The following is a 22,478-nucleotide window of genomic DNA, read 5'->3' as shown; positions in this document are numbered from 1 at the left end:
AAAAGCACTGCTCATCGTGACCAGGAAACACCGATCGACCTCGCAGAGGCCTCATTGGTGCTGCTGCATCATTTCCTCACGGCGCGTTACAGGGGGATGACGCGTGACGAATCGGTTGCGCACGCCTTGACGGGAGGGGACATATGCGCCGACCCACGACCGCACTGGCGGTTGCAGTCATCTCCGTTCTGATCACCGGCTGCGTCAGCAATGTCGGCAACGCCGAGTCGGTGACCACCACCCGAACGATGATTCCGCGTCCGCTCGTCGAGCGTGAGCTGGTCAAGTTGCTGCTGAGCCCCGAACAGGTGAACGTCGCGATGGGCACAGCGGGATGACGGTCACTAACACCCAGACCTCGATGTCCGACAACGGCGCCACCATGGCGCCTGCGGAATGCCTGGCCGTCGACGGCGCGGCGGAGGCGCCGGTGTATGCCGACAGCGGCTTTCGGGCCGAGCGTGATCAGAGCCTCAACAACGGCGATGACTTCACGCACTATCTCAAGCAGGCGGTGGTGTTGTTTCCCACGGTGGAAATGGCCCGTACGTTTCTGGATGCCTCCGCCCAGCAGTGGCCGGCCTGCAGCGAGTACATCCATACGCAGAGCGGATCGCAGTGGTCGGTCGGGCGCATCTCCGTCGCCGGCGACACACTGAGAACCATTGCGGCGCAACGGGACGCCGGTGCTCCCGGCTGGGCGTGTGGGCGCGCACTGGCATTGCGCAACAACGTCATCATCGACATCAACACGTGCAGCGCCAACCCTGGCGATTCGGCGGTGAGGATCGCCGACCAGATCGCCGCCAATGTCAGCGCGCAGTGGTAGTCGGAATCAGACGTGGACTATTGCGAGACCCGCGACACCCTCGAGGACGTCGAAGTCCCCATCCTGCGTGACCACCGGCAGGCGCTTGGCGGCTGCGATTGCGGCGATCCACAGGTCATTGACTCGGACCCGCCGTCCCGCCTCGGCCAGGTGGACGCGTAGCAGCGCCCACATTTGAGCTGCCTCTTCGTCGACCGGTAACGCGGTCATGTCGGCGACGGCATCCAACGTGCGAAGGCGACGCGCCCGGATCTCAGAGGTCCGCGCCGCGAGCACACCCGCGTTCAGTTCGGCAAGGGTCACCACAGTCGTGGCGAGTTCATCTGGAAGCAGCGACGTCTCGAGTTGGCGCCCACTCTCGTTGGCGATGAAGACCGAGGTGTCGAGGATGCTGGCCGCGGGCTGATCTGTTGTCATAATTCGTCGAGTTCGTCGGTGGTTTCACCGGCGAGGTCCGCGAGGTCATCGCGCAAACCGGGGTCTGCCCGGCTGGTCTCGAGCCGCTTGACCAATTCAGCCTTCGACACCCACCGCCGGCGCCTGGGCTGCACCGCGGTGATCATCGCGACGGCTCGCCCATTAACCGTGATCGTCACCTCTTCGCCCGCCTGGACCCGTCGCAGCACGCCCGCCGTGTCGTTTCGCAATTCGCGGGACGCCACTGTTGACATGCTACGACTGTAGCACCTACGTAGCACATCGGGCCGTGCGCTACTGACGTCCACCAGACGCCGATAAGTCACGCGGCTGCTTCACGGTCGTAATGACCGTCGAGCAGTGCCGACACGTTTCGCGACTGCCATGCCCGGCCGTCGGGAGTGCGTTGACCCGACGAGTTCAGCACCCGCGCCGCCGCCGCACGCGTCACACCGCAACCGTCTACCAGCCACTGCACATAGCTCATGACCGACTGGTGACGCTGAGCCCACTGCAAGCCTGCCTGGGGAAGGGTTGGTGGCCAATCATTTTCGTGCGTGGTCGCCGGTATAGCGTTCGCGGCCTGTTCGACCACTCGCTCAAGACTTGCGACCCCGGCCGCGGCCAGCGCCGCGCGATCGAGGTCGTCGACGGTCTGCACCTCGCGCCGCAACGCATGGTCGATTTCGTTCATGCCACCTGTGTCCGGCATCGGCCAGAGATCGTGGCCCACGAGCAGGTCGAGTCCGTGCCGCTGCAGTACCAGACTCAGCCGACGGTAGTGCTGCTCGCGCCTAAGGTCCGTCAGCGGATCCGGCATCCATATCGGCAGTCGGAGCGAGATCGCCCGAGCTATCGCAGCGACGACTGCGTCGACCTCCGTCAAGTCGTCGTGCGAAGCGGGCGCGCCCGACGGGAACGCAAACATCGCGGCGACGTTCGGCGAGTGCGGCGCGGCGCGAGCCGTCAATTGTTCACAGCGGCGGACGGTTTCGTCGTCACCGAGCACGATGACCGCGGTTACGGTCGCATTGTGGGGTCGAATCACGGCAATCTCCCCTCAGCAGACGAGACGCCGGGCCGGACTGAGGCTGCGGCATCTTTTGAACTTGATTCGACGCTATCGGCAGCTACCGACAACTCAATTGGTCCGCTGCTCGGGAGACCGCCGGACCCGGCTCGGCGTAGACCGCGAAAACTACTGCACAGAGCTACAGCGCGGCTGAGTTAGTCTCGGTTGCGGCGTGTGAGGCCGATGAGGGGATTGACGTGGGGAACGACCTGGAAGTTGATTCGGGCGATCTTCGGGCGGCAGCCGCCGACAGTGGCGCCGTGGCTGAGACGTTGGCGGGCGCGGCCGCGGGCGGCCCGACTGGCGCACAGCCCAGCGCTGCGGGAGTTGTGGCCCTGGATGCCCCGATCAGTGCGATGCGCGCCCGCCAGTCCGCGCGGGTGTCGGGCCAAGCCGGCCACCTGACGGTGGCTGCTGCTCGCTACGACCACACCGACGGCGCTAGCGCGGAAGACATTTCGGCGACGGTGTGAGTCCTGTCGGCGCGGCACCCGGGGTGCCGTCATGTTCGGAGATCGACGAATGGTCGACCCGCGACCTCGATGCGGCGGCGGGACGGTGGCGTGCGTCCGCGACGGAGTCCGACGAAGCTTTCGCCCAGCATCGCGCGAACGTCATCAACACCACCTGGGCCGGCGACGCCAAAGACGCCGCGGTGAGCCGGGTGAACACCGATGCCGTCGTGGTCGCCGGCCAGACCGCCGTGCAACGCGCGAGCGCTCAGATCGCCGAGGACGGAAGCCGCGATATCCAGGCGGCCAAGCGGGAAGCTCTGGGTGCCATCGCCGCGGCCGAGGCAGACGGGTTCGAGGTCGGCGAAGATCTGTCGGTTACCGATACCCGCGAGGTAGATGAGAGCGAGATCGCTGCGCGGACGATGGCGGCGCGCGAGCACGCCGAGGACATCCGCTGGTTCGCCGAGCGACTGGTGCAAACCGATGAATTCGTCGGTAAGCGTCTGCAGGAGAAAGCTGTTGAGCTGGAGGACATTCGGTTCGACGGTGAACGCGATGACCGGCCTGACAGCTCAATCCAGCTGATGGGCAACATGATCGGGTCCGATGCTGAGGACAAGTCAGAAGGCAGGAAGGAGGAGCAAGCCGGCGGCCGCACCTGGCGAGACATGCTGCTGCCTGCGGAGGAATCGGACGCTCCCAACGCCGAAAGGTCGGAGAGGGGGCCGGACGCGGCCGCAGGTGAGGACGCCGACCCGGCCGACGACGGGCCGCCAAATCCTCTGGACGTGTTGGCCGGAAAGGGATCGAGCGCCGACCCTGACACACCCGCCAACGTGGATGAGGCGCTGTTCGGGCCCGGCGCCGCCACACCGCCAAGCGTTCTGGACCGGCTGGCCGCCCAAGCACGAGGAGAAAAGAGCCCCGCCGACACGCCATACACGCGGTCCCCGCTGGAAGACCCGGTCGCTGCGGCGGACCCGTCGATCGTGGATCAGCAGGTGGGGCGGGTGGAAGCCGCCCAGCAAGCGGTGGCCGCCGCCCAGGCCGATCTGGATGCCGCCGCCGCGCAGACAGTCATACAGGGGGCCGGCGCTGGTCCCGGTCGCGACGTCACTGAGCCGTTGACGCAGGCGCTGTTCGACGCTCGCGCTGAGCTGACCACGCAGACCGACATTCTGGAAAACCTCAATCAGGCCGCCGCCGAGACGGGGGGCCGGCAGGTCGAGGTTCCCGCGCTTCCAGAGAACGCCGACGTGCAGGCGTTCCCGGCACCGCCCAGCGCTGCCGAGCAAGCACGGGAGGGGCTCACAGAGTTCAGTCACGACATCAGCGAGAAAACGTTCGGGATCGTGCCGGATGTCGCTGAGATCGCCGAAGTGTACGCGAATTGGGGTGAGCACTCGGGAGAGGAGCAGCTCGGCGCCATACTCGACACCTCAGGCTCACTACCGTTGCCCGGTGCCAAACCTCTCGGAGAAGCGCTGCATCACGGGCTCGACCTGTTCACCGCAGGCCGGCACGCCGATGACGTTGTGCAGCCGGGTATTCCGCATGAAGTCGTGGACAGCCCCAGCGCAGGACACAGCGGGGATGCGCCCAGCGTAGATGCACCGACCAACGGCCACAGCCATGCCGACGCCGGGCTTGTCGGGCAGTTCGGGGTGGAGGAAACCGCTGCACTCCTTGCCCATAGCGAATCCAGTGGTGGTCACCTCATCGAACGCCACGTCGCCCAGACCTCCGCCGACCTTGCCGCGCGCCTAGAAACGACCCGATTGCCATTGGTCTCGTCCTTCAGCACCACCGACGAGGCCGCCGCGGCCGTCAGTACCGCGCTCCAAGGCAATCAGCAGGCGATTGACGAATGGCTATCGAGCGGGGCTGTCCGTTATCTCGAACTCGATGCACCCTTCAATGGCGGAGCAGTGCTAGAGCGTGGCAGCGCGGAGGGGGTGGCAGGAACCGGCGTTAGGGTGGTGCTCAAAGGCGACGGAAACGGCGGGTGGTACGTGCTGACAGGATTCCCCACACCATGAACGATGGCTCGATCTCGACGGACTTGTATCAATTCTTCGCCGCATACTTCCATCAGGACTGGGATCTGGAAGCCGACGATTGGCAGGGAGTCGTCGACAACTATGTCAACGCCGATCCCGCCGCCGGGCACCTGCGGACGCTGGCCCAGGAGATCGACGACCTGCGCGGGGCCCGTGCGGAACCGGACTTGGAACATTATTTGGTGCGCACAGTCGGTGTTTACTACGGCCCCCAGCCGCTGACCTACAAGGAGTGGCTGGGTCAGGTCGCGGATCGCCTGCGCCAGCAGGCCGCCGCGTTCGAAGACGGCAGCAGTGACTGACGAAATGCCCGATTACGCTTCACAAGTGAAGCGGTGGACCGAGGTGACCAAGCTGGTCACTGCAGGCTCATGGGAGGGTATCCGCTGCCCGCAGAACGGCGATGCCGACTTGGTGATCGACAAGCGTTTATGGGTCGCGGCGGGGGATGTTGCCGACAGGAAGCACGAGTACTCAATCCATTGCCCTGGATGCGGTGCTGAGATCGTCTTCCACAGCAGGGACGACTACGAACCACAACTGCCCGAAAGCAACTGACTGCCATCTGAGCTAATCGTTGGGGCACCAGCGGAGAGTGAACACCCACGCGCTGGAATACATCCCCCGCAGTCTCGACGGTTCGCTCCAACCTCCGCTTACAGGACCTTCGACAGAAACTCTTGCAGCCGTGGATGTTTGGGGTTATCGAAGAGCTCCGCCGGCGGGGCGTCCTCGACGATCTTGCCGCCGTCCATGAACAGCACCCGTGAGGACACTTCCCGCGCGAAGCCCATCTCGTGGGTGACGACGACCATCGTCATGCCGCCTGCGGCGAGGTCACGCAGCACCTCGAGCACGTCACCCACCATCTCGGGGTCCAGGGCACTGGTGGCCTCGTCGAACAACATGATCGACGGGTTCATCGCCAACGCTCTGGCGATCGCGACGCGCTGCTTCTGACCGCCGGACAACGTCGACGGCTTCACCTGAGCCTTCTCCTTCAGCCCGACCTGATCGAGAAGTTCGAGCGCCTTCTGCTCCGCGGCCGCCTTGTCCATCTTCTTTGTCAGCAGTGGCGCCATGGTCACGTTGTCGATCACCGTCATGTGCGGAAACAGGTTGAAGTGCTGGAACACCATGCCGATGTGCTGGCGGACCTTATCGAGGTCGACCTTCTTGTCGGTCAGGTCGTATTCGTCGACCACGACCTTGCCGCCGGTGATGTCCTCGAGCTTGTTCAGGCACCGCAGGAACGTCGACTTGCCCGATCCCGACGGGCCGATGACGCAGACCACCTCACCCTGGCTGATGGTGGTGTCGATGCCGTTGAGCACCTCCAGATCACCGAAGGACTTCTTGAGTCCCTCGATGCGAATCTTCACGGTGCCTTCGGGTTCGGCGGCCGCGGCCTCCGGGACGAGCTGGTTCATTTGTTGATCCTCTTCTCGAGCCGATCCGAGAACTTGGTCAGCGCCATGATGACGATGAAGTAGACGATGCCGATGATCAGCCACATCTGGAACGACTGGAAGTTGCGGGCAATAATGATCCGGCCGGTCTGGGTCAGCTCAGCGATGCCGATGACCGACAGGATCGACGTGTCCTTCAACGTGATGACGAACTGGTTGATGTAGGACGGGATCATCGTTCGGACCGCTTGCGGCAGAATCACTTTGCGCATTGTGGGCAGATATCCGACACCCAGGCTGCGGGAGGCCTCCATCTGCCCCTTGTCGACGGACAGGATCCCACCGCGCACGATCTCCGTCATGTACGCGCCCGCGTTCAGCGAGAGGGTGATGATGCCGGCCGTGAACGCCGACATCTCGAAGCCCAGTGCGGCGGGGATTCCGAAATAGATGAAGAATGCCTGCACGAGAAGTGGTGTGCCGCGGAAGATGTCGACGAAGGTGGTGCCGATCGCGCGCAGCCAGATCGACCGGGACACCCGCATCAGGCCGAAGATCACGCCGAGCACCAACGCGCATGCGATCGAGATGACCGTCAGGATGACGGTCATCTTCAGGCCTTCCATCAACAGCGGGAAGGTGCTCTTCAGCAGGCCGAAGAACGAGTTGTCGGTGGCTGCAGCATCTTCGCCGAGGTAGGTGTCGAGCACTTCCTGGTAGCGGCCGGACTCTTTGAGGTTCTTGAGGCCGGCGTTGAATTTCGCTAGAAGTTCGGCGTTTTGGCCCTTATTGACGGCGAAGCCGTAACTGGCGCCCTTCTCCTTCGGCGTGACGGTCTTCAGGCCGTTGCCCTGGGTGATGCCGTAGGCGAGGACGGGGTAGTCGTCGAAGACGGCGACGGAGTTGCCGGTCTTCACCTCGTCGTACATCGACGAGGAGTCAGCGAAGTAGACGGTCTCGAAGCCATACTTGTCCTTGATCGACTCGGCGAAGGTCGCGCCTTCGGTGCCGTTCTTCACGGCCACCCGCTGGCCTCGGAGGTCTTCGTAGTCGTTGATGTCGTTGTTAGTGGCCAGCACGGCCATCTGGACGCCGGACTCGAAGTATGGGTCGGAGAAGTCGAAGACCTGCTTGCGGTCGTCGGTGATGGACATGCCGGCGATGACGCCGTCGACCTGGTTCGCTTGCACCGCTTGCAGTGCCGCGTCGAAGCCCAGCGGTTTGATGTCGACCTCGAAGCCCTGGTCCTTTGCGATGTCTCGGAGCAGGTCCATGTCGATGCCGACGAATTCGCCGTCCTCGTCCTGGAATTCGAATGGAGCGAACGTCGTATCGGTAGCGATGACGTAGGTCTCGTCTTGCGCGTGCGCGGGTGCCGGGTTCAGCAGCCCGGTGCCAAGGAGCGCTATGAGGATCGCGGCGAACAGGGCCGCCAGTCGATGTGGGCCACTTCTGTCGGTCACATACTTGGCTCGCATCGTTCGCCTCCCAGCGTCAGCTGTTACGGAGAATTCACGCTAGTAGTCCTGCGCGGTTGGCGCGGCGTATCCGGAGGGATTGTTTCCGACGCAAGAAGCGGGAGATTGTGAGGCATTCATCTTCAACAGGGCCTAGTGATACGCAAACGTTCTCCGACGTCGACAGTGGAGTTAGCTTCAGTTGCGCGCATTCATTGCAAGCGCCTCGTCACCCGATTCGATTACGAGGACGGCCATGTCATACCTCCGCGATACAGTGTGATTGCAGGTGAGAGCCGCGTGAAGTGCCCGCGACAGCCCCTGCAAATCCACTGAAATTGCCAAGAAAGGGGCTGACCATGCCTGAATGCATCAGCTGGATCTATTTCGCCGAGATCGACGACCAAGCGCTAATTCGGGTTCCGGCTACCGGCGACGCCAATCTGATGAAGCGGCCTGCCGAACGCTACTGGGGCAGGGGCAACTGGCTTGCGCGTAGTCCCCACTGCGGCAATTGGACCGACGACCTTTCCATGCGTGGCCGCTACCGCGAAGTCAACGCCGGCGAAGTGCCCGCCATCGTCGCGCGTATCGACGACATGCCCGGTGGCACATTCCGCGATCGAGCGCGCTTCTGGCCGGACGTTGCGCACCGGTGGACGATCCAGCGGGCTCAGTCGCGCACCGCACGGCTCGAGGCCGACACCGGCCCAGACTCCTCACACTGGACGGTGCAGGCATTCAACGATGACGTGAACGAGCTGGAGCGTCTGCAGGACTTCCTCAGCGACCGTTAGTAGCGCGGGCGCGCCAACTTCGAGGACTTGTCGGTTGTGATTGCGTCGAGTCACACGGTCCTTCGCCGCCGCCATTCACGGAGACGTCTTGCCCCCGATCGCGTCTCAATCGGCGGCTTGCAGGGCATCACCTGCTGGCGTGTAGAAACATTGAACATCCGCTCGAGATGACGTACAGCACCTGATATTTCGGCTCCCGTTCGGCGCGGTTCAGGTCCGCCGAGGTCGGGCCGTCCTTCACCGGTGACGCTCGAGATGTTGCACACCCTCCGAGGCGAAACTGCCCTCAAGCAGTGGGAGGGGAAGCACCACCATCAATCGCAGCGGAGTGGTGGCGTAGGCGCGCAGCGACCTGACCGAGCCACTCTTTGTAAGTGAGTTCAGGCATCGGGTAGTAGTTGGCACCCATCGTGCGTGTCACAAGTCGTTCCGCGTCGGGTTCGGAGCACTCGCCAGCCAGGTCATCGATTTCTTGGGACAACGTGCGAAGCAACTCCGATGACGGTTCTTCGTCCTGAACAAAGCTGTCGACGACCCCTAGCCAGTCATCGGCCTCCAGCACCCAGTCCTCGTGGAAGTATGCCCCGAAGAAATGGCGTAAGGGACCTGAAACCGAGTTCGCGCTCACGGATTGACCATTCCTGTTAGTACGTACCATCCGCCGGATCCATTGGACTTGAGGATCATCTTGACGCTTGACCCCGGTACCGGGGCATCGGATCCCCGCGCTAAGACCGATCCGCCTTCAAACGGTGCAACCAACTCGAGTTTTCCCTTCGCTCCGTTGGTAATCCAATCATCGAACGCATTCTTGTTGTGGTTGAGTGCGCTCCCGAGTGCAGCAGCTGCCTCATCGACCGACCCGAACGTCGATACTTGCCCGAGTCGAGGATATTCATCCAGTCGGGCGGAAAGGTCATCAAAGGTCTGCCCGACGTGACGCTCGATGAGATGTCCACCGTTGGCTTCACTGCTCTGTAAGAGCGAGCTGGCATCCTCAAACCCGAAAGAGCCCGTAGGACCTGCGTCGGCACCGCCGCCACCGTGCGAGCTAGGTCCCTCTGTCGTCTGGTCAACGTGCGAAGTCGACGGCGCATCGGGAACGTGATGCGTTCCCGAGCTAACGGCATCGAGACCGTCGTCCAGGTGTCGGTAGGCGTTTAAGCCATCAACAGCGTGTTCGATGCCCTCGGTCACGAACTTGCCGCCAGGGATGGGTGCCGCCCCGGCGACATCGAGCACCGCTCCAAGGCGATCCTCAACAGAGTGTTCGCTCCAATTGGTGAACACATCGATGTCGTGGGCAACATCGGGGATGAAACCGAGACTGCCTTCGCTCAGGGCGCGGCTGCCTTCGGCGAATGCCGACGGCTCTGGCGGAAATGCCTGAACATCAGCATTCTCAGGCAGTTCAGGAATCGGCACTGCTTCGTAACCAAGCTCACCTGCCGCTGCGTTGAGATTCTCCAGAATCTCGGTCTGACTGGTCACGTCACTGCGCGCATCCATCAACGCCTGACCCAGATCTTCTAGCTGGTCGCGGCTAGGACCGGCCCCGGCACCCGCCACCGTGGCCTGAGCTAGAGCGTCATCGAGTGAGTCTTGAGCGGATGCGACGTTCTCGTGCGCGGCGTCCACCCTGGCCTGCTGCTGGCCGACTGCCGACGGATCGGCACCGACGATTGGAGCTTCCAGCGGATGCTGGGTGTAGCGCCTGTTCTCGCCCTTGCCGCCACCAGCATGCTCGTTGATGATGCGTTCCAACGCCGTGGGCGGCGCAGCAACGGGTTGCCCCGCGACCCCGGACAACGCCTCATCAAGGTTCGAGGGTGGGTCGTCGTCTGTGGTCTTGCCCTCCCCCAACAGCGCGTGCAACGGCGACTTGGCTGCATCACCGGCTTCGGCAGTTCCAGGAGGCACCAGCATGTCGCGCCACGTGCCTGAAGATTCCTGGGCGCCAGGTTCCAAGCGTTCCGACGATTCTGTCTGCGAGCCCTTCTCCTCGGTCTTGTGGTCCACGAGCCGCACCGCGGAGTCACTCCGATTCCCGTCGCTCTCGCCTTCGAACTGAACACCCTCCAGTTCAACGGCTTTCGCTTGAAGCTGTTGCCCGACCAGAGCATCGGTGGCAACGAGCTGCTCAACTCGCCACCGAATGAACTCAGCATGCTCAATCGCAGCGGTCGCACGGGCTGCCGCAGTATCCCCGTCATACACACGGTTGTCAGTCACCGAGAGGTCCTCACCGACGCTGAAGTCGTCCTGCTCGGCTTCAACGATGGCTTCAAGCACCTGCGCGCGTGCAGCCCGGATGTCCTCGCTGCCGCGCCTCGCGACACCGGCCGCTTCACGATGCACATCGCCCTGCAGACGTACCGCCGCCATATCAGCGGTCACCCGATCCAGCGCCGCGTCCTTGGCGTCACCTTCCCAGGTCGCGCCGCCAGGGGTCAGGATGTTCTGCCTGTGCTGCTCGATCGCAGACTCCAATAGTTCCGCTGATGCCTGCCAGCGAACTGCAGCAGAATCCAGATCCGAGCAATTCCACTCCTCGATGTCCGAGCGGCTCGGGCCCGCCGTTGGCGTAGCGGCAGGGTTCACACAGTCACCGAGATGGTGTCCGCATTGCCTCCGTCCGTGGCGTCATAGCGTCCAGCTGCCGCACCTATATCACCAGCTTGACCAGCGATGCGACTAGACAGACGGGAGCGAACGGCAGCACTCACAGCGTCGAATGCAGCAACTCCGGCACCGCTTGGGCGAGCGCAAACCAAAACAACACCATCTGCGCGCAAGCCAGCGGCTAACGCGGCGCTGTCAGCGGCAGCCAACAGCAACCCGCCCGCGTGCACATCGAGGTCTTTCGCCATGCCACCCCCTCCAACGATCCCAACGCTATCGCAGCGGTTGGTGTCCCCTATGCGGCAAATTCAGACACGGCCGGTGGACGGTTTGCTTTGTTGGGGAACTGCGGCGGTTATCAACCGCATGATGGGATCACGTCAACCTCGGCGGCTTGCACGGCTGCGTTTGCTCGCGCCTTGCGAGATTGAATGATCCGCTCGAGATGACGTACAACACGTGATACTTCGGCTTCCATTCAGCACTACCACCGAACCGAAGCGCCGAACGTAGGCGATCGGGATCGTGGTGCCAGAGCGTCAATTCGAGGTCGTCACCCTCGATGTCGACATTGCCGTCATCCTGCACCGCAACAACTTTCACCCGGATGACCGGTTGACCATCCTCAAATGACTTCTTCGCATGGATCCAATGCATCTCGTGGCCGGGCCAATAGGACCCGCAGGCGCGTTGAGACATGGGCTGCACTCCCGAACTCGGGCCTCCGCGGGGGAAGCGCTCTTGCCGACACCGGTTGGTGTTGGCCGCTTCGTCATCCGAGCCACCCGCGAGCGTGGGGTTGGCGTGCCGTCCAGTCGGAGCTTGGAGAAGGCATCTCATGAAGCAAAGCCAGCCTACATCGACTGTCGGACACGGACTTGACGTTGATGCAGACGCGACTACCCGCTCCGTCGTCGGAACAACTCCGCCGGCCGCCCCCGACCGCCGACCGTGGCAGAGCCCGTCGCCTCGAGATGCGGCTCCATCGTGCGCCTGAATGTGTCGCGCTGACGGCTCTGTCCAGCGATGGCCTCGTGCACCAGCCGCAACTCGCGAAGCGTGAACTCGTCACCGAGGAGACCGGCGGGGTCCGGCTTGTCGAGGTAATCGGCGCGGACGTGATCGACCGCCCGCTTGACGATGCCTTCGTGGCCCCAGGGCAAGCGCCCCGGGGCGTCGACGGGAACGAGCCTGGTCACGTCGGTCAACCTCGTCTCCAGTTGTTCCGCACGAACCACGTCGACGTGCGCGACGGACAGCACCCATCCGCGTTCGTCGCGATGTGGGTCGTCGAAGACATGCAACTGGCGTGGATGCAGCCCTCGCACGTTGGCCTTGACGCGCAGAGACCGGTCCACGGCGTCGGCCAGCGTCTCCCCCTCGTGCAAGAAGGTTCCCGGCAGGAGCCACCCGGAAGACGTTGGCCTGCGGACTTCCAACACCACCAACCTTTGGTCGGGGTCCACCGTGAGCACCGCAGTGTCGACAGCAACAGACGGCCGCGGGTAGTCGGCGAGGGTCCGCCCGCTGGAATCTCGGTAGCGTCGCTGGCTCATGTCGGTGCACCAGCGTACAGTGAAAACTGATTAGCGGAGTTTTGCTCAAAATAGTTCAGGGGAGGGAGTTCGACGATGACTTCATACAACGATCGAGTCGAAGGTGTACTGCTGGGAACCGCTGCAGGGGATGCGCTCGGTGCGCCATACGAGTTCAAGCCGCCGCGCAGGCCGGGGCTCGAGGTGGCGATGGTCGGGGGCGGCGGCTGGGAGCGGGGCGAGTGGACCGACGACACGTCGATGGCGATCGCCATCGCGGAGGTGGCCGCGACCGGCGCCGACCTGCGCGACGCGTCAGCACAAGATCTGATCGTGCAGCGCTGGTACGAGTGGTCGCTCAACGCGAAGGACGTGGGCATCCAAACGAGTTCGGTCCTCCGCGGAGCGGCACGCGACGGCGTCATCACCGCGGAACTCGCCCGTGCCAAGTTGGCCGAGCTCCACCAGCGCACCGGTCGCACCGCCGGCAACGGATCGCTGATGCGCACGGCGCCAGTGGCGCTGGCCTATCTCGACGACGAGGAGGCGATGGTCGAGGCGGCGCGTGCGATCAGCGAGCTGACACACTTCGACCCAGATGCGGCCGATGCGTGCGTGCTGTGGTGCTGCGCCATTCGACATGCGGTGCAGACCGGGAAGCTCGACGTGCGAATCGGTCTGCGCCACATTAATTCTGACCGGCGCGACCTATGGTCGAAGCGACTGGACGAGGCCGAGTCCGCTCCCCCGGCGTCGTTTCCGAACAACGGTTGGGTGGTGACGGCGCTGCAGGCGGCGGTGTCGGCGATAACGACAACGCCGGTGCCGGCCGATGACCCGAAAGGCGGTGTGTTCCGTGCCGATCACCTCCGGCTGGCGTTGGACGCGGCTGTTCGGGCCGGCTACGACACGGACACGGTCGCGGCGATCGCGGGCGGCCTGCTCGGTGCCGTGTATGGAGCATCAGCGGTCCCAGGCGAGTGGCGTCGACTGCTGCACGGGTGGCCGAGCATCGACGCGCATGACCTGGTCGCGCTCGGGTCGGCGATCGAGCGCAACGGCAAACCGGATGGGTTCGACTTCTCGTATCTCGGTTCGCCGATCGACACGTTCGCCCGTCACCCGTACGACGACGGCGTGTTGCTCGGCGGTATCGGCGTCCTTCGACAGCCACCGGAGGAGGTGGGCGCAGTCGTCTCACTTTGCCGACTCGCCGACGACGACATGCGCGGCGACGTACCGCATGTCGAGGTCCGCCTGATCGATCGGCCAGAGAACGACGAGAACCCGCATCTCGACTTCGTGCTGCTGGACACCGCTCGGCTGGTGGAGCAGTTTCGACGGGAGGGCCGTACGGTGTTGGTGCACTGCGTCGGGGCGTACAGCCGGACGCCGACGATCGGCGCGCTGTACGGGGCGCGCCTGCGCGGCATATGTGTCGACGAAGCCGTGCGCGACATCAAGGCCGTACTACCGGGCGCGCATCCGAATCGCGCGTTTCGGGAAGCGCTGCGACGCCTAACTTCTCGCGGTGCCGATCAACGAGGAAGTGACGGTCATGCCGGCAGGTAAGTCGTCGCCGAACGGCCGGGCCTTGGTGTGGCGCGGCGTGCTCGATCCGGCGCTGCTGCATGATCACGTCGTCGTCGCGTCGCACCGGTTTGCCGATGCCGCGAAGGCCGGTGAGTGGTCGGCCGTACTGCACATGCTCAACGATCCGACGTTGGCGATCGACATCAATTGGTGGCGGCCGGGGGGCGCCGCGTGGTTCACGGTGCTTCACCAGGCGGCGTGGCACGGTGCACCGGCCAGTGTTGTCGCCGCGGTCATCCGACGTGGTGCGCTACTGACGCTGACGGAGTCGAGCGGGCGTACCGCCCACGATGTGCTGATGGACCGGGCGGGCAAGATCCACTGGCGCAAGGATTCCGGCGTCGCCCAGGCGCCGCGCACCCTGCTTGAAGAGCAGCTGACGCCGCCGCCATCACCGCTCTCACCGGACGAAATCTGTTCGCTGGAAAGTCATCTCGCCGAAGTCATCGACGGACGCGTTCGCGCGCTGTTTGACGGCCGCGATCCGCGAGAGGTCCTGCGGTACCCGCCCGTCGCAATACTCCACGAAGTGCCGGACAGTCACCTATGGTTTCCGGTGCCGGGCATGTACGGCGGCTTCGACATTCGACTGCAGGAGAACTTTCTCGATGTGAAGAGTTGGTGTCGAGTGGTGGGCGGGTCCGGTCAGGAGCATGTGATCACAAGCGCGGGCGCGATTCTCGTCGACGAGGGGTTCGTGTGACCAAGAAACCTGCCTACCGCTGGCACCGGCTCCGCGCGGGCAAGCACTCGATGACGGCGTGGATCGACGACACACAGTGCACGTATAAAGCAATTCGCGATGAAACGGGCTGGGTGCTGACTCGATATGTGGCCGGCGCCAGGGAAACTGTCAGCTGGAACCCGACGCCGACTCTGCGCGCGGCAAAGGAGTTGGCGGCGGAAGACCTCGGCAAAGGAATTCTCTAAAAACTCAATTCGCACATGCCATTCAACTGACTATGAAAGCGTCGGAATCTATGACCGGCCATCTCTTCGTCATCGACGGTGATCTAACCAAGCTGGCTTGCGACGCCATCCTCATTCCGACGGATGAATCCTTCAAGATCGAGCCCGAGTGGCGGGTGATCAAATCTGCCCATAGAGCGCAGATCGCTGAGCTAAGGCGCGAAGCTCCACATAGCTGGGGTGGGCACAGAACGCTTCATCTCGATCAACGGCAAAAGCACCCGTGGGTATGGCTGGCGAACGTCGGCCAACTCGGACATCGTCGGAGCTTCGCGGACGCATTCAAACCAGCGGTTACGGAGTTCGTCGAGCGGGCAGCCAAGTCGCTGAAGGCAGATAGTCGCTATCGTATTCATGATTGGCCGATCCCTCGAATCGCTGTCAACCTCATCGGATCAGGCCGAGGTGGCGGTTCACAACGAAAAGGCGACCTCGTAGGTGGCCTCGTACGGAGCCTCGATTGCCTAGCGAAGGACAACGGTGTAGACATCGTGCTTGTTACGTTCGGTGCCAAGCAGTATGCGGCCGCACAGCGTGCTCGCCGCCAGCTCATAGGCGTCGACGACGATGCGCTCGAGGCACACTGGCCACTGACTAGTCCTAGAAGGGCCGAGCTGATCTCTTGCGGAAGAGAATTGGCAAGTAAGGCTGTCCGTAGCCATCTTGTCCTGTTCCTCGGAGCGGGCTGCAGTTCAGGCGCAGGGTTGCCGCTGTGGAACGCGCTCCTGGGTCGCCTAGCCAACAGCGCAGGAATCCCAGAAGAATCTCTCCGCCTTTTGTCAGAGAAGGATCCGCGGGACCAGGCATCAATCGTCGAAAGCCGAATGGCTAAGGGCGGAAGGAGTATCAACGAACTGAAGAATGAAGTCGCACGCGAGCTGGATTCTCGCTACTACACACTCTTGCACGGCCTGCTGGCTTCGCTGCCAAGTAGCGAAGCGGTCACTACCAATTTCGACTGCCTATTCGAGGCCGCATGGTCGACCCGCGGCCGGCAAGTGACAGTGCTACCAGGTGTCAGCAGCGTAGGAGGACGGTGGCTGCTCAAGCTACATGGATCAGTCGAAGAACCAGAGAAAATCATTCTCACGCGATCCGACTACCTGGACATGCCTCGACGACATGGAGCATTAATGGGGCTTGTGCAGGGCATGCTGATGACCCGCCACATGATGTTCGTCGGGTACTCGCTTCGCGATGAAGACTTTCACGAGCTCATCTACGAAGTCCGCGCTGCAGTAGGAGATCGCGCGGATAGCAGTGCACTCGCAACCATTCTCACGGTCCACGAAGATGATTTGGAAGAGGACCTATGGGGCCATGACCTCCATATCGTTGCAATGGCGGGACCGAAGAAGAATGGCGTTGATCCGCTGGCGGCGCGCCAGCTGGAGATATTCGTGGATCTCGTCGCCTACTTATCAACAACCTCGCTCGCGTTCTTTCTCGACGAGACTTATGACGAGATATCCGAAGGCGAAAACGATCTGCGAAAGACCCTGCGGCAGCTCGCGTTTGACACGAAAGACAAGGCGGAGGATACCGTCGCCTTCCGTGTCGCCCAGTTTCTTCGGGACGAATTTGGCGCTGACGTGACCGACGTCGAACCGCCAATTACGCCGACAGGTTCAGTCGGCGCGCGAGGTCAGGCCCACCCACGTCGCGGATGAAGTCGGGATCCCCGCAGACGACGAGTTGATCTCGTGCCCTGGATAATCCGACGTACAGACGCTCGCGGGAGCGCTCGAACGCGGACTCCTCGTTAACCACGAGCACGACCGCCCGTCGTTCGAGGCCCTTGAAGCCGAGGACGTGGCCGTAGAAGACCTGCTCGGCGTCCCAGAAGCTATCCCAGTAGGCGGCGCTGCCGGCGGCCTGGCGCTCCTTCTGCTCGGGATGCCGGCTTCCGGTGGTCAGCAGGGCGACGTCTTCGGGACGCCAGCCGTCGTCGAGCAGTTTGTCGACCTCGTCGTCGCCCGCGTCCATCGCGGCCTCACGAGCGCAGGCGACGAACCTCACGGCTGGCCCCTCGCCGCCCAGGAATCGCATCGGATGGTCGACCAGCGGTTGAAACGCGTTGGCGATCTGGCGGGTGTTGCGCACATTATGGTCGAGCAGCAGCGGCACGAGCGGCACCGGGGGCGACCCGTGCCGGTCGAAGACCCGCTGCCCTTCGTCGGTGAACACGTACAGCCCACCCTCGTCCGGATCTTTCAGCGCATCAGGAGCGGCTTCCACCAGGAGTCGGCGAAGTCCTGCGCCTCGTCGACCACAATGGAATCGAAACGATGACCGTGCTCCAGTACCATTGCCAGTTCGGCCATTTGGAGCGGAAGATCATATTCCCAGAACTGTGCTGTCTCGGCGCTGGCGATAGACTCGTCCGGACCTTCTGGTGCACCCCATTGCTTGCCGAGATCATGGAATTCGCCGACGTAAGCGGGTTGTTGGCGGCGCGACCAGGTGGCGGTGATCCGCTCGAGATACGACGCGAGGCCGTGCGAGTAGCAGACCAGTGCGACGCGTTGGCCTTTCGCGGATAGTCGGCGGGCCTGTTCCATGGCGAGGAAGGTCTTGCCGCTGCCCGCTCCCCCGCGGACATCGACACGGTGCAGTAGTTTGATGGCGTCGAGGACGACAGCTTGATGTTCGGTGAGCGCGTCGGCGGCGTCCTCATTCGCCAGTGCACGCGCCACGACGCTGCGTTGCGGTAATCCCCTGCCGCTCAATGCCGTTGAGAGCTGATCGATGCCCTGCCGCGACAACAGCGGACGGTCCAGTTCTTGTCGGACCAGGATGTAGCGAAGCTTGTCCGCGAGAGTCGCGAGGTCATTGCGGTCGATGACCTTCCAACGCGGGCACTCCGGGAGCGCGAAGTCGGCGTCGATCTCGGCGTTGGGGAGCACGACCACGTGGTCCCAGCGCAACCGGTTCTGGGTCCAGCGCGGATCACTCTCGATGAAGTCGCGCAGGGCATAGCAGGCTGCACGCGCCTGGCGGACCGGGTCGATCTTGTGCGCGTGGTTGTGGCCTGCCCGGAACTGGCGCCAGGAATCACCGTCGTGCCACACCTCGCCGCCCTTGACTTCGATGCAGACGATGCCCGCGCCCTCAATGGCGACGACGAAGTCGACCTCGTGGTCCTTCAGATGGTCGGTGACACGCTGGCCCGGAATCACCCGGTCGTTGGGCTGCAGTTGGTCGATCAGTGCCTGGTAGACCTTGCGTTCGGCGCCGTTGGCCAGGCGCGGCGTCTCGCTGGGCGTGATCGTCATCGATGCGTCGACCGTTCGCCGCCGCGTGACCGCACCATCAAACCTCCCCTGTGATCGGTGCCGATGGTAACGACGGTCGCCGGTGCCGACGGTCAGTACGGTGGAATTCATGAAGCATCTGGAGGTCGACGGGCTGGGGCAGGTCAGCAGGATCGGACTGGGCACGTGGCAGTTCGGATCGCGAGAGTGGGGCTACGGGACCAGCTACGCGTCCGGCGCGGCGCGCGACATCGTCTCCCGCGCCCGCGCTCTGGGCGTCAACCTGTTCGACACCGCCGAGATCTACGGCACGGGCAAGAGCGAGCGCATCCTGGGCGAGGCGCTCGGCGATGAGCGCTCCGACGTTGTGGTGGCGAGCAAGATCTTTCCGGTCGCGCCGTTCCCCGCGATCGTGAAGCAGCGGGCGGCGGCGAGCGCGAAAAGGCTTCAGCTGGAACGCATCCCGCTGTACCAGATTCATCAGTCGAATCCGGTGGTCCCCGATTCGGTGATCATGCCGGGGATGCGCGACCTGCTCGACAGCGGGCGCATCGGCGCGGCAGGGGTGTCCAATTACTCGCTTCAGCGGTGGCGCAAGGCCGACGCAGCGTTGGGTCGCCCGGTAATCAGCAATCAGGTCCACTTCTCGTTGGCGCATGCGCAGCCGCTCGATGACCTGGTGCCGTTCGCCGAGCGGGAGAACCGGATGGTGATGGCCTACAGCCCCCTCGCGCAGGGACTGCTCGGCGGCAAGTACGGCGTCGACAACCGGCCCGGCGGGGTGCGCGCGTTCAACCCGTTGTTCGGCACCGAGAATCTCAAGCGGGTCGAACCGTTGCTGAATGCGGTGCGGGAGGTGGCGGCCGAGGTCGGCGCGAAACCGGCGCAGGTCGCGCTGGCCTGGCTGATCAGTCTGCCCGGCGTGGTCGCCATTCCCGGAGCGTCGAGTGTCGAGCAGCTCGAGTTCAACGTCGAGGCTGCCGACATCGAGCTGAAGCCGGAGGCGATCGATGCGCTGACCACCGCCGCTCGGGCCTTCCAGCCGGTATCAGCGGTGCGGAGTCTCAGCGACAACGTCCGGGAGAAGCTGACACGCCGTTGAGCTGAACGGATCGGCCGGTTCCCGTGTCGGGAAGTCTTGACGAAAATCTTGTCGGTGCCGCGTCTCACAGTCACGTCAAAGCGCAAATTCAGGGGGGATCATGCGTGGACGTGCGTTTATTGCGAGCGCGCGCGGACTCAGATCACCGTGGTCGTGCGGGGTGCTCACCTGCGCCTGTCCTTAGCCGGATCGCCTCAGCGGTGTTCGCTTTAGACCTCGTTGCCGGACCGGTGCGGAACACATTGACCAACTTGCGCTCTTGCTTCGGCTTCGGTGACGGCGTGTCGCACTGAAAGTCGTCCTTCTTTAATCCTCTGGGTTGGTGAGACGGCAACTGCCCGTGCCCCTCCCAGTGCGGATCTTCTACCGGAGGCGCGGCCTGCACACGGAACGGGAACCGTCCCCGGTTGTACTGCAATGCCGCGCGGATCACCGTGCGGTCCACGCCGAAGCGATGGGCCATGCGCCCCTCATACAACTCGGCCTGATCGTCGGGGAGACCGCGGTACTCGCGCCGCATCGCCGATCGCTGGCTCGGGTCAAATACGTTCTTACGCCCCATTTTCTTATTTTCGCACGTAGACGTTGCCGTCACGGGGCGTAGGCGTGCACGTTCTGCCAAATGCGGTATTCGCACAATGAGGGTCTGTCACGGTTTCGATCACGTCAGGGCCGCCATGCCCGCATCCCGTCACGAATCACAGTCATAGCTCTGTTGTCGTCTTCGTTGTAGGACAGAAGCCATGCCTTCGCTGCGGCAACCTTCGATTCGTCGGGGCTCGTATATATAGTCGATAAATACGTCTGCGACACGTCGCCGCCCGGGTCCGGCACATGCCAATGAAACCCGAACAGCGGCGCGACCTTCTTGAGGCTAGTTCCGCGAAGCGTTGTGAAATGCCGCTTGAAGACCTTTTCCAGGTCGATGAACACCCCCGCGTGGTAGCCGTCCAACCCGTCGCTGCCGCCATGTCCGATCAAATCGCGCACAGCGTCTGCGCCCAGGATTCGCTTCAAGTTGGACCATTCAGGGTGAGACCAGTGGAATACGCGAAGAGTTCCTCCGTTCGCAACCGCGTCTGCGCGTTGACTGCGCAACCACTCGACAAACCGCGAAGCGAGGGCATATTCCGTTGCGTTATCGAGTGGATCCCATGCGGTGAAGTCGGAAATGTAGGTCGCCCAGGCGTCGTCGGCGCCTCGGCGGATGCAAGCCCCCCACATGTAGACCCGGCCGTGCTGGTCGGACTCGACATCCAGATCGATCTCGATCGTTGCTGTCGGCACCTCAACTGGGGCGTCACTGTTCGGCCAGAATTCGATTCCGTCGCGGATCATTGCGGCGCGTTCGATGGCTACCACCAGGCGCTTGCGGGCGTTCTCGCGGCTGTGATGAGCGACCTCCTCGGCGTATAGGTCGAAGAAGGCCGTGTCATCGGGATCAAGGTCAGCTAGCTCCAGCGTCGTCGCGACCCCCAGTGAGCGCAACGTGAGCCACTCGCGGGTATTTAATCTGCCTACAGTAATCGCAGCTGATGGGTCGTCTCCCATCGCTTCGGCACACGGAACCTCATAAGGGCAGGTGCCACATTCCGCCTGCCCTATAGGTGTCACGAGAGGTTCTGGATCGTCTTCGCGTCCGATGATCTGAAGGGCGTGCTCAGCGACCTTGACCCGGAAGCGAAACTCATGGTCGTAGCGTTCCAACAAGGAACGCTTAGCTTTCCCAAAGCGACGCGAATAGGTAGTTGCGACTCGCTCCGAAAGGTCGTGCCAAACGAACATCCGCTCAGTCGGAGCGTGACCGTCAAGCGAAACCTCACTCGTACCAAGGACGGCGCCGATCAGAAACTCGTCACCGGGATGGCGCCCGCAAGCCTGCAGCATGCGTGTGTAGTGGGCCAACTGCATGCCGTCGTCGAATCTGTGCGACGTCGCAGTCGTCAACGCCGTCACCGGCCGCCGAGAAGACGGCCGAGAAAGCGGTGATAACACCGTCGAAGCTTTCGCAGCGGGTCCCATTGTCTTGTGATTCTTTACATCTGCGGGCAAGTAGCCACCATCGACGCGTATCAAGATGTCAGGGCGGCCGGTGCGACCGCCTAACGGGTCATCAGGAAGCCAACCGCCAAGGATCAGGCCGACATCCGCGTCCATGGCGGCTACCGTGGCCGCTATCGCGTCAGCTTTTGAGCCGGTACTGATTTGCGCACACTCCGGATGTATTGACGCCAACTGCGCGAAAATCATCGCCTCGAAATCGTTACCGGCCCGGAGTCGGGCCAGGTCTTCTGCCGACGGCGACCACTTCAAGGTCTCTACCTCGGGTGAAAAATCGTTCTGCACGCGAACCGGGCACCGCTTAGCCGCATATCCGCCCAAGAGCACCGGAGTCGCCATTCACCCTCCTACCTCATGTTCGCCCAGATGCGCGTGTTCTGGGCTTCATACGCGCCGATGGAAGTTCCAAGGGGTTCTACAGATGCGCGCGGCGTAGCGACTTCGAGTCGCCTCACGTGGTTGGTCAGCAGCGATTCGCGAACCCTCGAACTGTATCGCGGACCCATTAACGGATGGTCCCGACAACGTCTAGCAAACCGTCTGCGCTACTCGCAGCACGTACATCAACCGGTGAGGATCTTTGAGCGTCGAAGTTGCTGACGGGTTTCATAGCCACCGCTTAGGGTATGCGTAGTCAGGAGGGGACCCGCTGTGACGGCTGACAATCAATCAGCTTTTGTACCGGTCTCGACGCTAGGGACCGCAGACGGGGCGTCCCCGGACGTTGCGAGTGAGAACGGAACGATGCTCGAACTACTCCGCGAAATGTTGGTAGTTGATAGCCGCGCCTTTCTATCTCGCCGAGGCGGTGAACACGGGACCGGGCGGATAGCACCTCGTTTACGA

Annotated in this window: 20 protein-coding genes, 2 pseudogenes and 1 riboswitch; of the genes and pseudogenes, 11 read left to right on the top strand and 11 right to left on the bottom strand. The window is 63.1% G+C overall.

Annotation, left to right across the window (positions count from 1 at the left end):
• The first annotated feature begins 143 nt into the window (after positions 1-143).
• A pseudogene (locus ACIA48_RS16780) lies at positions 144-829 on the top strand (sensor domain-containing protein).
• A gap of 6 nt (positions 830-835) precedes the next feature.
• Here the strand turns inward: ACIA48_RS16780 and ACIA48_RS16775 are convergent.
• From ACIA48_RS16775 to ACIA48_RS16765, 3 genes are all read right to left on the bottom strand, one after another.
• Positions 836-1,246: a type II toxin-antitoxin system VapC family toxin gene (locus tag ACIA48_RS16775; protein ID WP_396733580.1), complete on the bottom strand. Its 411-nt coding sequence runs from the start codon at positions 1,244-1,246 to the stop codon at positions 836-838.
• On the bottom strand, positions 1,243-1,500 hold the full coding sequence (locus ACIA48_RS16770; RefSeq protein WP_396733577.1) for a type II toxin-antitoxin system Phd/YefM family antitoxin: 258 nt from the start codon (positions 1,498-1,500) through the stop codon (positions 1,243-1,245). The genes ACIA48_RS16775 and ACIA48_RS16770 overlap by 4 nt, the downstream gene beginning before the upstream one ends.
• Before the next feature lie 68 nt (positions 1,501-1,568).
• The gene (locus tag ACIA48_RS16765) at positions 1,569-2,294 is read right to left on the bottom strand and encodes a hypothetical protein (protein WP_396733574.1); all 726 of its coding nucleotides are present in this window, start codon (positions 2,292-2,294) and stop codon (positions 1,569-1,571) included.
• Between the two features lie 284 nt (positions 2,295-2,578).
• Between ACIA48_RS16765 and ACIA48_RS16760 the strand changes: the two genes are divergently transcribed.
• From ACIA48_RS16760 to ACIA48_RS16745, 4 genes are read left to right on the top strand one after another with little or no spacing between them, the layout of a single operon-like run.
• A complete protein-coding gene (locus ACIA48_RS16760) occupies positions 2,579-2,791 on the top strand; it encodes a hypothetical protein (protein ID WP_396733571.1) in 213 nt (70 codons plus the stop codon).
• Entirely contained in the window at positions 2,788-4,812 is a 2,025-nt protein-coding gene (locus ACIA48_RS16755; protein WP_396733569.1) for an RNase A-like domain-containing protein, read from the top strand. Before ACIA48_RS16760 ends, ACIA48_RS16755 begins: the two co-directional genes overlap by 4 nt.
• Positions 4,809-5,135 (top strand): contact-dependent growth inhibition system immunity protein, encoded by a 327-nt coding sequence (locus ACIA48_RS16750; protein WP_396733566.1) that lies wholly within the window; start codon positions 4,809-4,811, stop codon positions 5,133-5,135. Before ACIA48_RS16755 ends, ACIA48_RS16750 begins: the two co-directional genes overlap by 4 nt.
• A 25-nt stretch (positions 5,136-5,160) precedes the next feature.
• Entirely contained in the window at positions 5,161-5,391 is a 231-nt protein-coding gene (locus ACIA48_RS16745; protein WP_396733563.1) for a hypothetical protein, read from the top strand.
• Positions 5,392-5,489: 98 nt separating this feature from the next.
• Here the strand turns inward: ACIA48_RS16745 and ACIA48_RS16740 are convergent, their stop codons facing one another.
• Both ACIA48_RS16740 and ACIA48_RS16735 read right to left on the bottom strand, forming a co-directional pair.
• A complete protein-coding gene (locus ACIA48_RS16740; RefSeq protein WP_396733560.1) occupies positions 5,490-6,263 on the bottom strand; it encodes an amino acid ABC transporter ATP-binding protein in 774 nt (257 codons plus the stop codon).
• Positions 6,260-7,720 (bottom strand): amino acid ABC transporter substrate-binding protein/permease, encoded by a 1,461-nt coding sequence (locus ACIA48_RS16735; protein WP_396733557.1) that lies wholly within the window; start codon positions 7,718-7,720, stop codon positions 6,260-6,262. Before ACIA48_RS16735 ends, ACIA48_RS16740 begins: the two co-directional genes overlap by 4 nt.
• 338 nt (positions 7,721-8,058) lie before the next feature.
• Here ACIA48_RS16735 and ACIA48_RS16730 point away from each other — a divergent pair, with 338 nt between their 5' ends.
• Entirely contained in the window at positions 8,059-8,496 is a 438-nt protein-coding gene (locus ACIA48_RS16730; protein ID WP_396733554.1) for a hypothetical protein, read from the top strand.
• 286 nt (positions 8,497-8,782) lie between these two features.
• On the opposite strand, the gene ACIA48_RS16725 is transcribed toward ACIA48_RS16730, so the two are convergent.
• The 3 genes from ACIA48_RS16725 to ACIA48_RS16715 all read right to left on the bottom strand — a co-directional run bounded on the left by ACIA48_RS16725 (position 8,783) and on the right by ACIA48_RS16715 (position 12,674).
• Complete coding sequence (locus ACIA48_RS16725) at positions 8,783-9,124, bottom strand: contact-dependent growth inhibition system immunity protein (protein ID WP_396733552.1); 342 nt, start codon at positions 9,122-9,124, stop codon at positions 8,783-8,785.
• The gene (locus tag ACIA48_RS16720) at positions 9,121-11,097 is read right to left on the bottom strand and encodes an RNase A-like domain-containing protein (RefSeq protein ID WP_396733549.1); all 1,977 of its coding nucleotides are present in this window, start codon (positions 11,095-11,097) and stop codon (positions 9,121-9,123) included. Before ACIA48_RS16720 ends, ACIA48_RS16725 begins: the two co-directional genes overlap by 4 nt.
• A 753-nt stretch (positions 11,098-11,850) precedes the next feature.
• A riboswitch (SAM riboswitch) is annotated at positions 11,851-11,962 on the bottom strand.
• Positions 11,963-12,017: 55 nt separating this feature from the next.
• Positions 12,018-12,674, bottom strand: a complete 657-nt coding sequence (locus ACIA48_RS16715; RefSeq protein ID WP_396733547.1) for an NrtR DNA-binding winged helix domain-containing protein — start codon at positions 12,672-12,674, stop codon at positions 12,018-12,020.
• Positions 12,675-12,749: 75 nt separating this feature from the next.
• On the opposite strand from ACIA48_RS16715, the gene ACIA48_RS16710 reads away from it, so the two are divergent.
• From ACIA48_RS16710 to ACIA48_RS16695, 4 genes are read left to right on the top strand one after another with little or no spacing between them, the layout of a single operon-like run.
• The gene (locus tag ACIA48_RS16710) at positions 12,750-14,225 is read left to right on the top strand and encodes an ADP-ribosylglycohydrolase family protein (RefSeq protein ID WP_396733545.1); all 1,476 of its coding nucleotides are present in this window, start codon (positions 12,750-12,752) and stop codon (positions 14,223-14,225) included.
• A complete protein-coding gene (locus ACIA48_RS16705) occupies positions 14,185-14,949 on the top strand; it encodes a hypothetical protein (protein ID WP_396733542.1) in 765 nt (254 codons plus the stop codon). The genes ACIA48_RS16710 and ACIA48_RS16705 overlap by 41 nt, the downstream gene beginning before the upstream one ends.
• Positions 14,946-15,176, top strand: a complete 231-nt coding sequence (locus tag ACIA48_RS16700) for a hypothetical protein (RefSeq protein ID WP_396733540.1) — start codon at positions 14,946-14,948, stop codon at positions 15,174-15,176. Before ACIA48_RS16705 ends, ACIA48_RS16700 begins: the two co-directional genes overlap by 4 nt.
• Before the next feature lie 50 nt (positions 15,177-15,226).
• Positions 15,227-16,885 (top strand): SIR2 family NAD-dependent protein deacylase, encoded by a 1,659-nt coding sequence (locus tag ACIA48_RS16695; RefSeq protein WP_396733537.1) that lies wholly within the window; start codon positions 15,227-15,229, stop codon positions 16,883-16,885.
• On the opposite strand, the pseudogene ACIA48_RS16690 reads toward ACIA48_RS16695, so the two are convergent.
• A pseudogene (locus tag ACIA48_RS16690) lies at positions 16,830-18,490 on the bottom strand (NERD domain-containing protein). The gene ACIA48_RS16695 and the pseudogene ACIA48_RS16690 overlap by 56 nt on opposite strands.
• A 109-nt stretch (positions 18,491-18,599) precedes the next feature.
• On the opposite strand from ACIA48_RS16690, the gene ACIA48_RS16685 reads away from it, so the two are divergent.
• Positions 18,600-19,571, top strand: a complete 972-nt coding sequence (locus ACIA48_RS16685; protein WP_396733534.1) for an aldo/keto reductase — start codon at positions 18,600-18,602, stop codon at positions 19,569-19,571.
• Between the two features lie 142 nt (positions 19,572-19,713).
• Here the strand turns inward: ACIA48_RS16685 and ACIA48_RS16680 are convergent, their stop codons facing one another.
• Both ACIA48_RS16680 and ACIA48_RS16675 read right to left on the bottom strand, forming a co-directional pair.
• Entirely contained in the window at positions 19,714-20,133 is a 420-nt protein-coding gene (locus ACIA48_RS16680) for a hypothetical protein (RefSeq protein ID WP_396733531.1), read from the bottom strand.
• Between the two features lie 104 nt (positions 20,134-20,237).
• Positions 20,238-21,971, bottom strand: coding sequence for a ribonuclease H-like domain-containing protein (locus tag ACIA48_RS16675; RefSeq protein ID WP_396733528.1), 1,734 nt, complete (start codon positions 21,969-21,971; stop codon positions 20,238-20,240).
• Between the last annotated feature and the right edge of the window lie 507 nt (positions 21,972-22,478).

Origin of the sequence: Mycobacterium sp. NPDC051804 (assembly GCF_044452905.1) — a bacterium.
Taxonomy (GTDB): Bacteria; Actinomycetota; Actinomycetes; order Mycobacteriales; family Mycobacteriaceae; genus Mycobacterium.
This window is presented reverse-complemented; position numbering and strand designations above follow the sequence as displayed.

Excerpts from the sequence above, each read along its gene's own strand:
- ACIA48_RS16775 (WP_396733580.1), bottom strand. The coding sequence starts at position 1,246 with ATGACAACAGATCAGCCCGCGGCCAGCATCCTCGACACCTCGGTCTTC.
- ACIA48_RS16770 (WP_396733577.1), bottom strand. The coding sequence starts at position 1,500 with ATGTCAACAGTGGCGTCCCGCGAATTGCGAAACGACACGGCGGGCGTG.
- ACIA48_RS16750 (WP_396733566.1), top strand. The coding sequence starts at position 4,809 with ATGAACGATGGCTCGATCTCGACGGACTTGTATCAATTCTTCGCCGCA.
- ACIA48_RS16740 (WP_396733560.1), bottom strand. The coding sequence starts at position 6,263 with ATGAACCAGCTCGTCCCGGAGGCCGCGGCCGCCGAACCCGAAGGCACC.
- ACIA48_RS16735 (WP_396733557.1), bottom strand. The coding sequence starts at position 7,720 with ATGCGAGCCAAGTATGTGACCGACAGAAGTGGCCCACATCGACTGGCG.
- ACIA48_RS16730 (WP_396733554.1), top strand. The coding sequence starts at position 8,059 with ATGCCTGAATGCATCAGCTGGATCTATTTCGCCGAGATCGACGACCAA.
- ACIA48_RS16715 (WP_396733547.1), bottom strand. The coding sequence starts at position 12,674 with ATGAGCCAGCGACGCTACCGAGATTCCAGCGGGCGGACCCTCGCCGAC.
- ACIA48_RS16710 (WP_396733545.1), top strand. The coding sequence starts at position 12,750 with ATGACTTCATACAACGATCGAGTCGAAGGTGTACTGCTGGGAACCGCT.
- ACIA48_RS16695 (WP_396733537.1), top strand. The coding sequence starts at position 15,227 with ATGACCGGCCATCTCTTCGTCATCGACGGTGATCTAACCAAGCTGGCT.
- ACIA48_RS16685 (WP_396733534.1), top strand. The coding sequence starts at position 18,600 with ATGAAGCATCTGGAGGTCGACGGGCTGGGGCAGGTCAGCAGGATCGGA.
- ACIA48_RS16680 (WP_396733531.1), bottom strand. The coding sequence starts at position 20,133 with ATGGGGCGTAAGAACGTATTTGACCCGAGCCAGCGATCGGCGATGCGG.
- ACIA48_RS16675 (WP_396733528.1), bottom strand. The coding sequence starts at position 21,971 with ATGGCGACTCCGGTGCTCTTGGGCGGATATGCGGCTAAGCGGTGCCCG.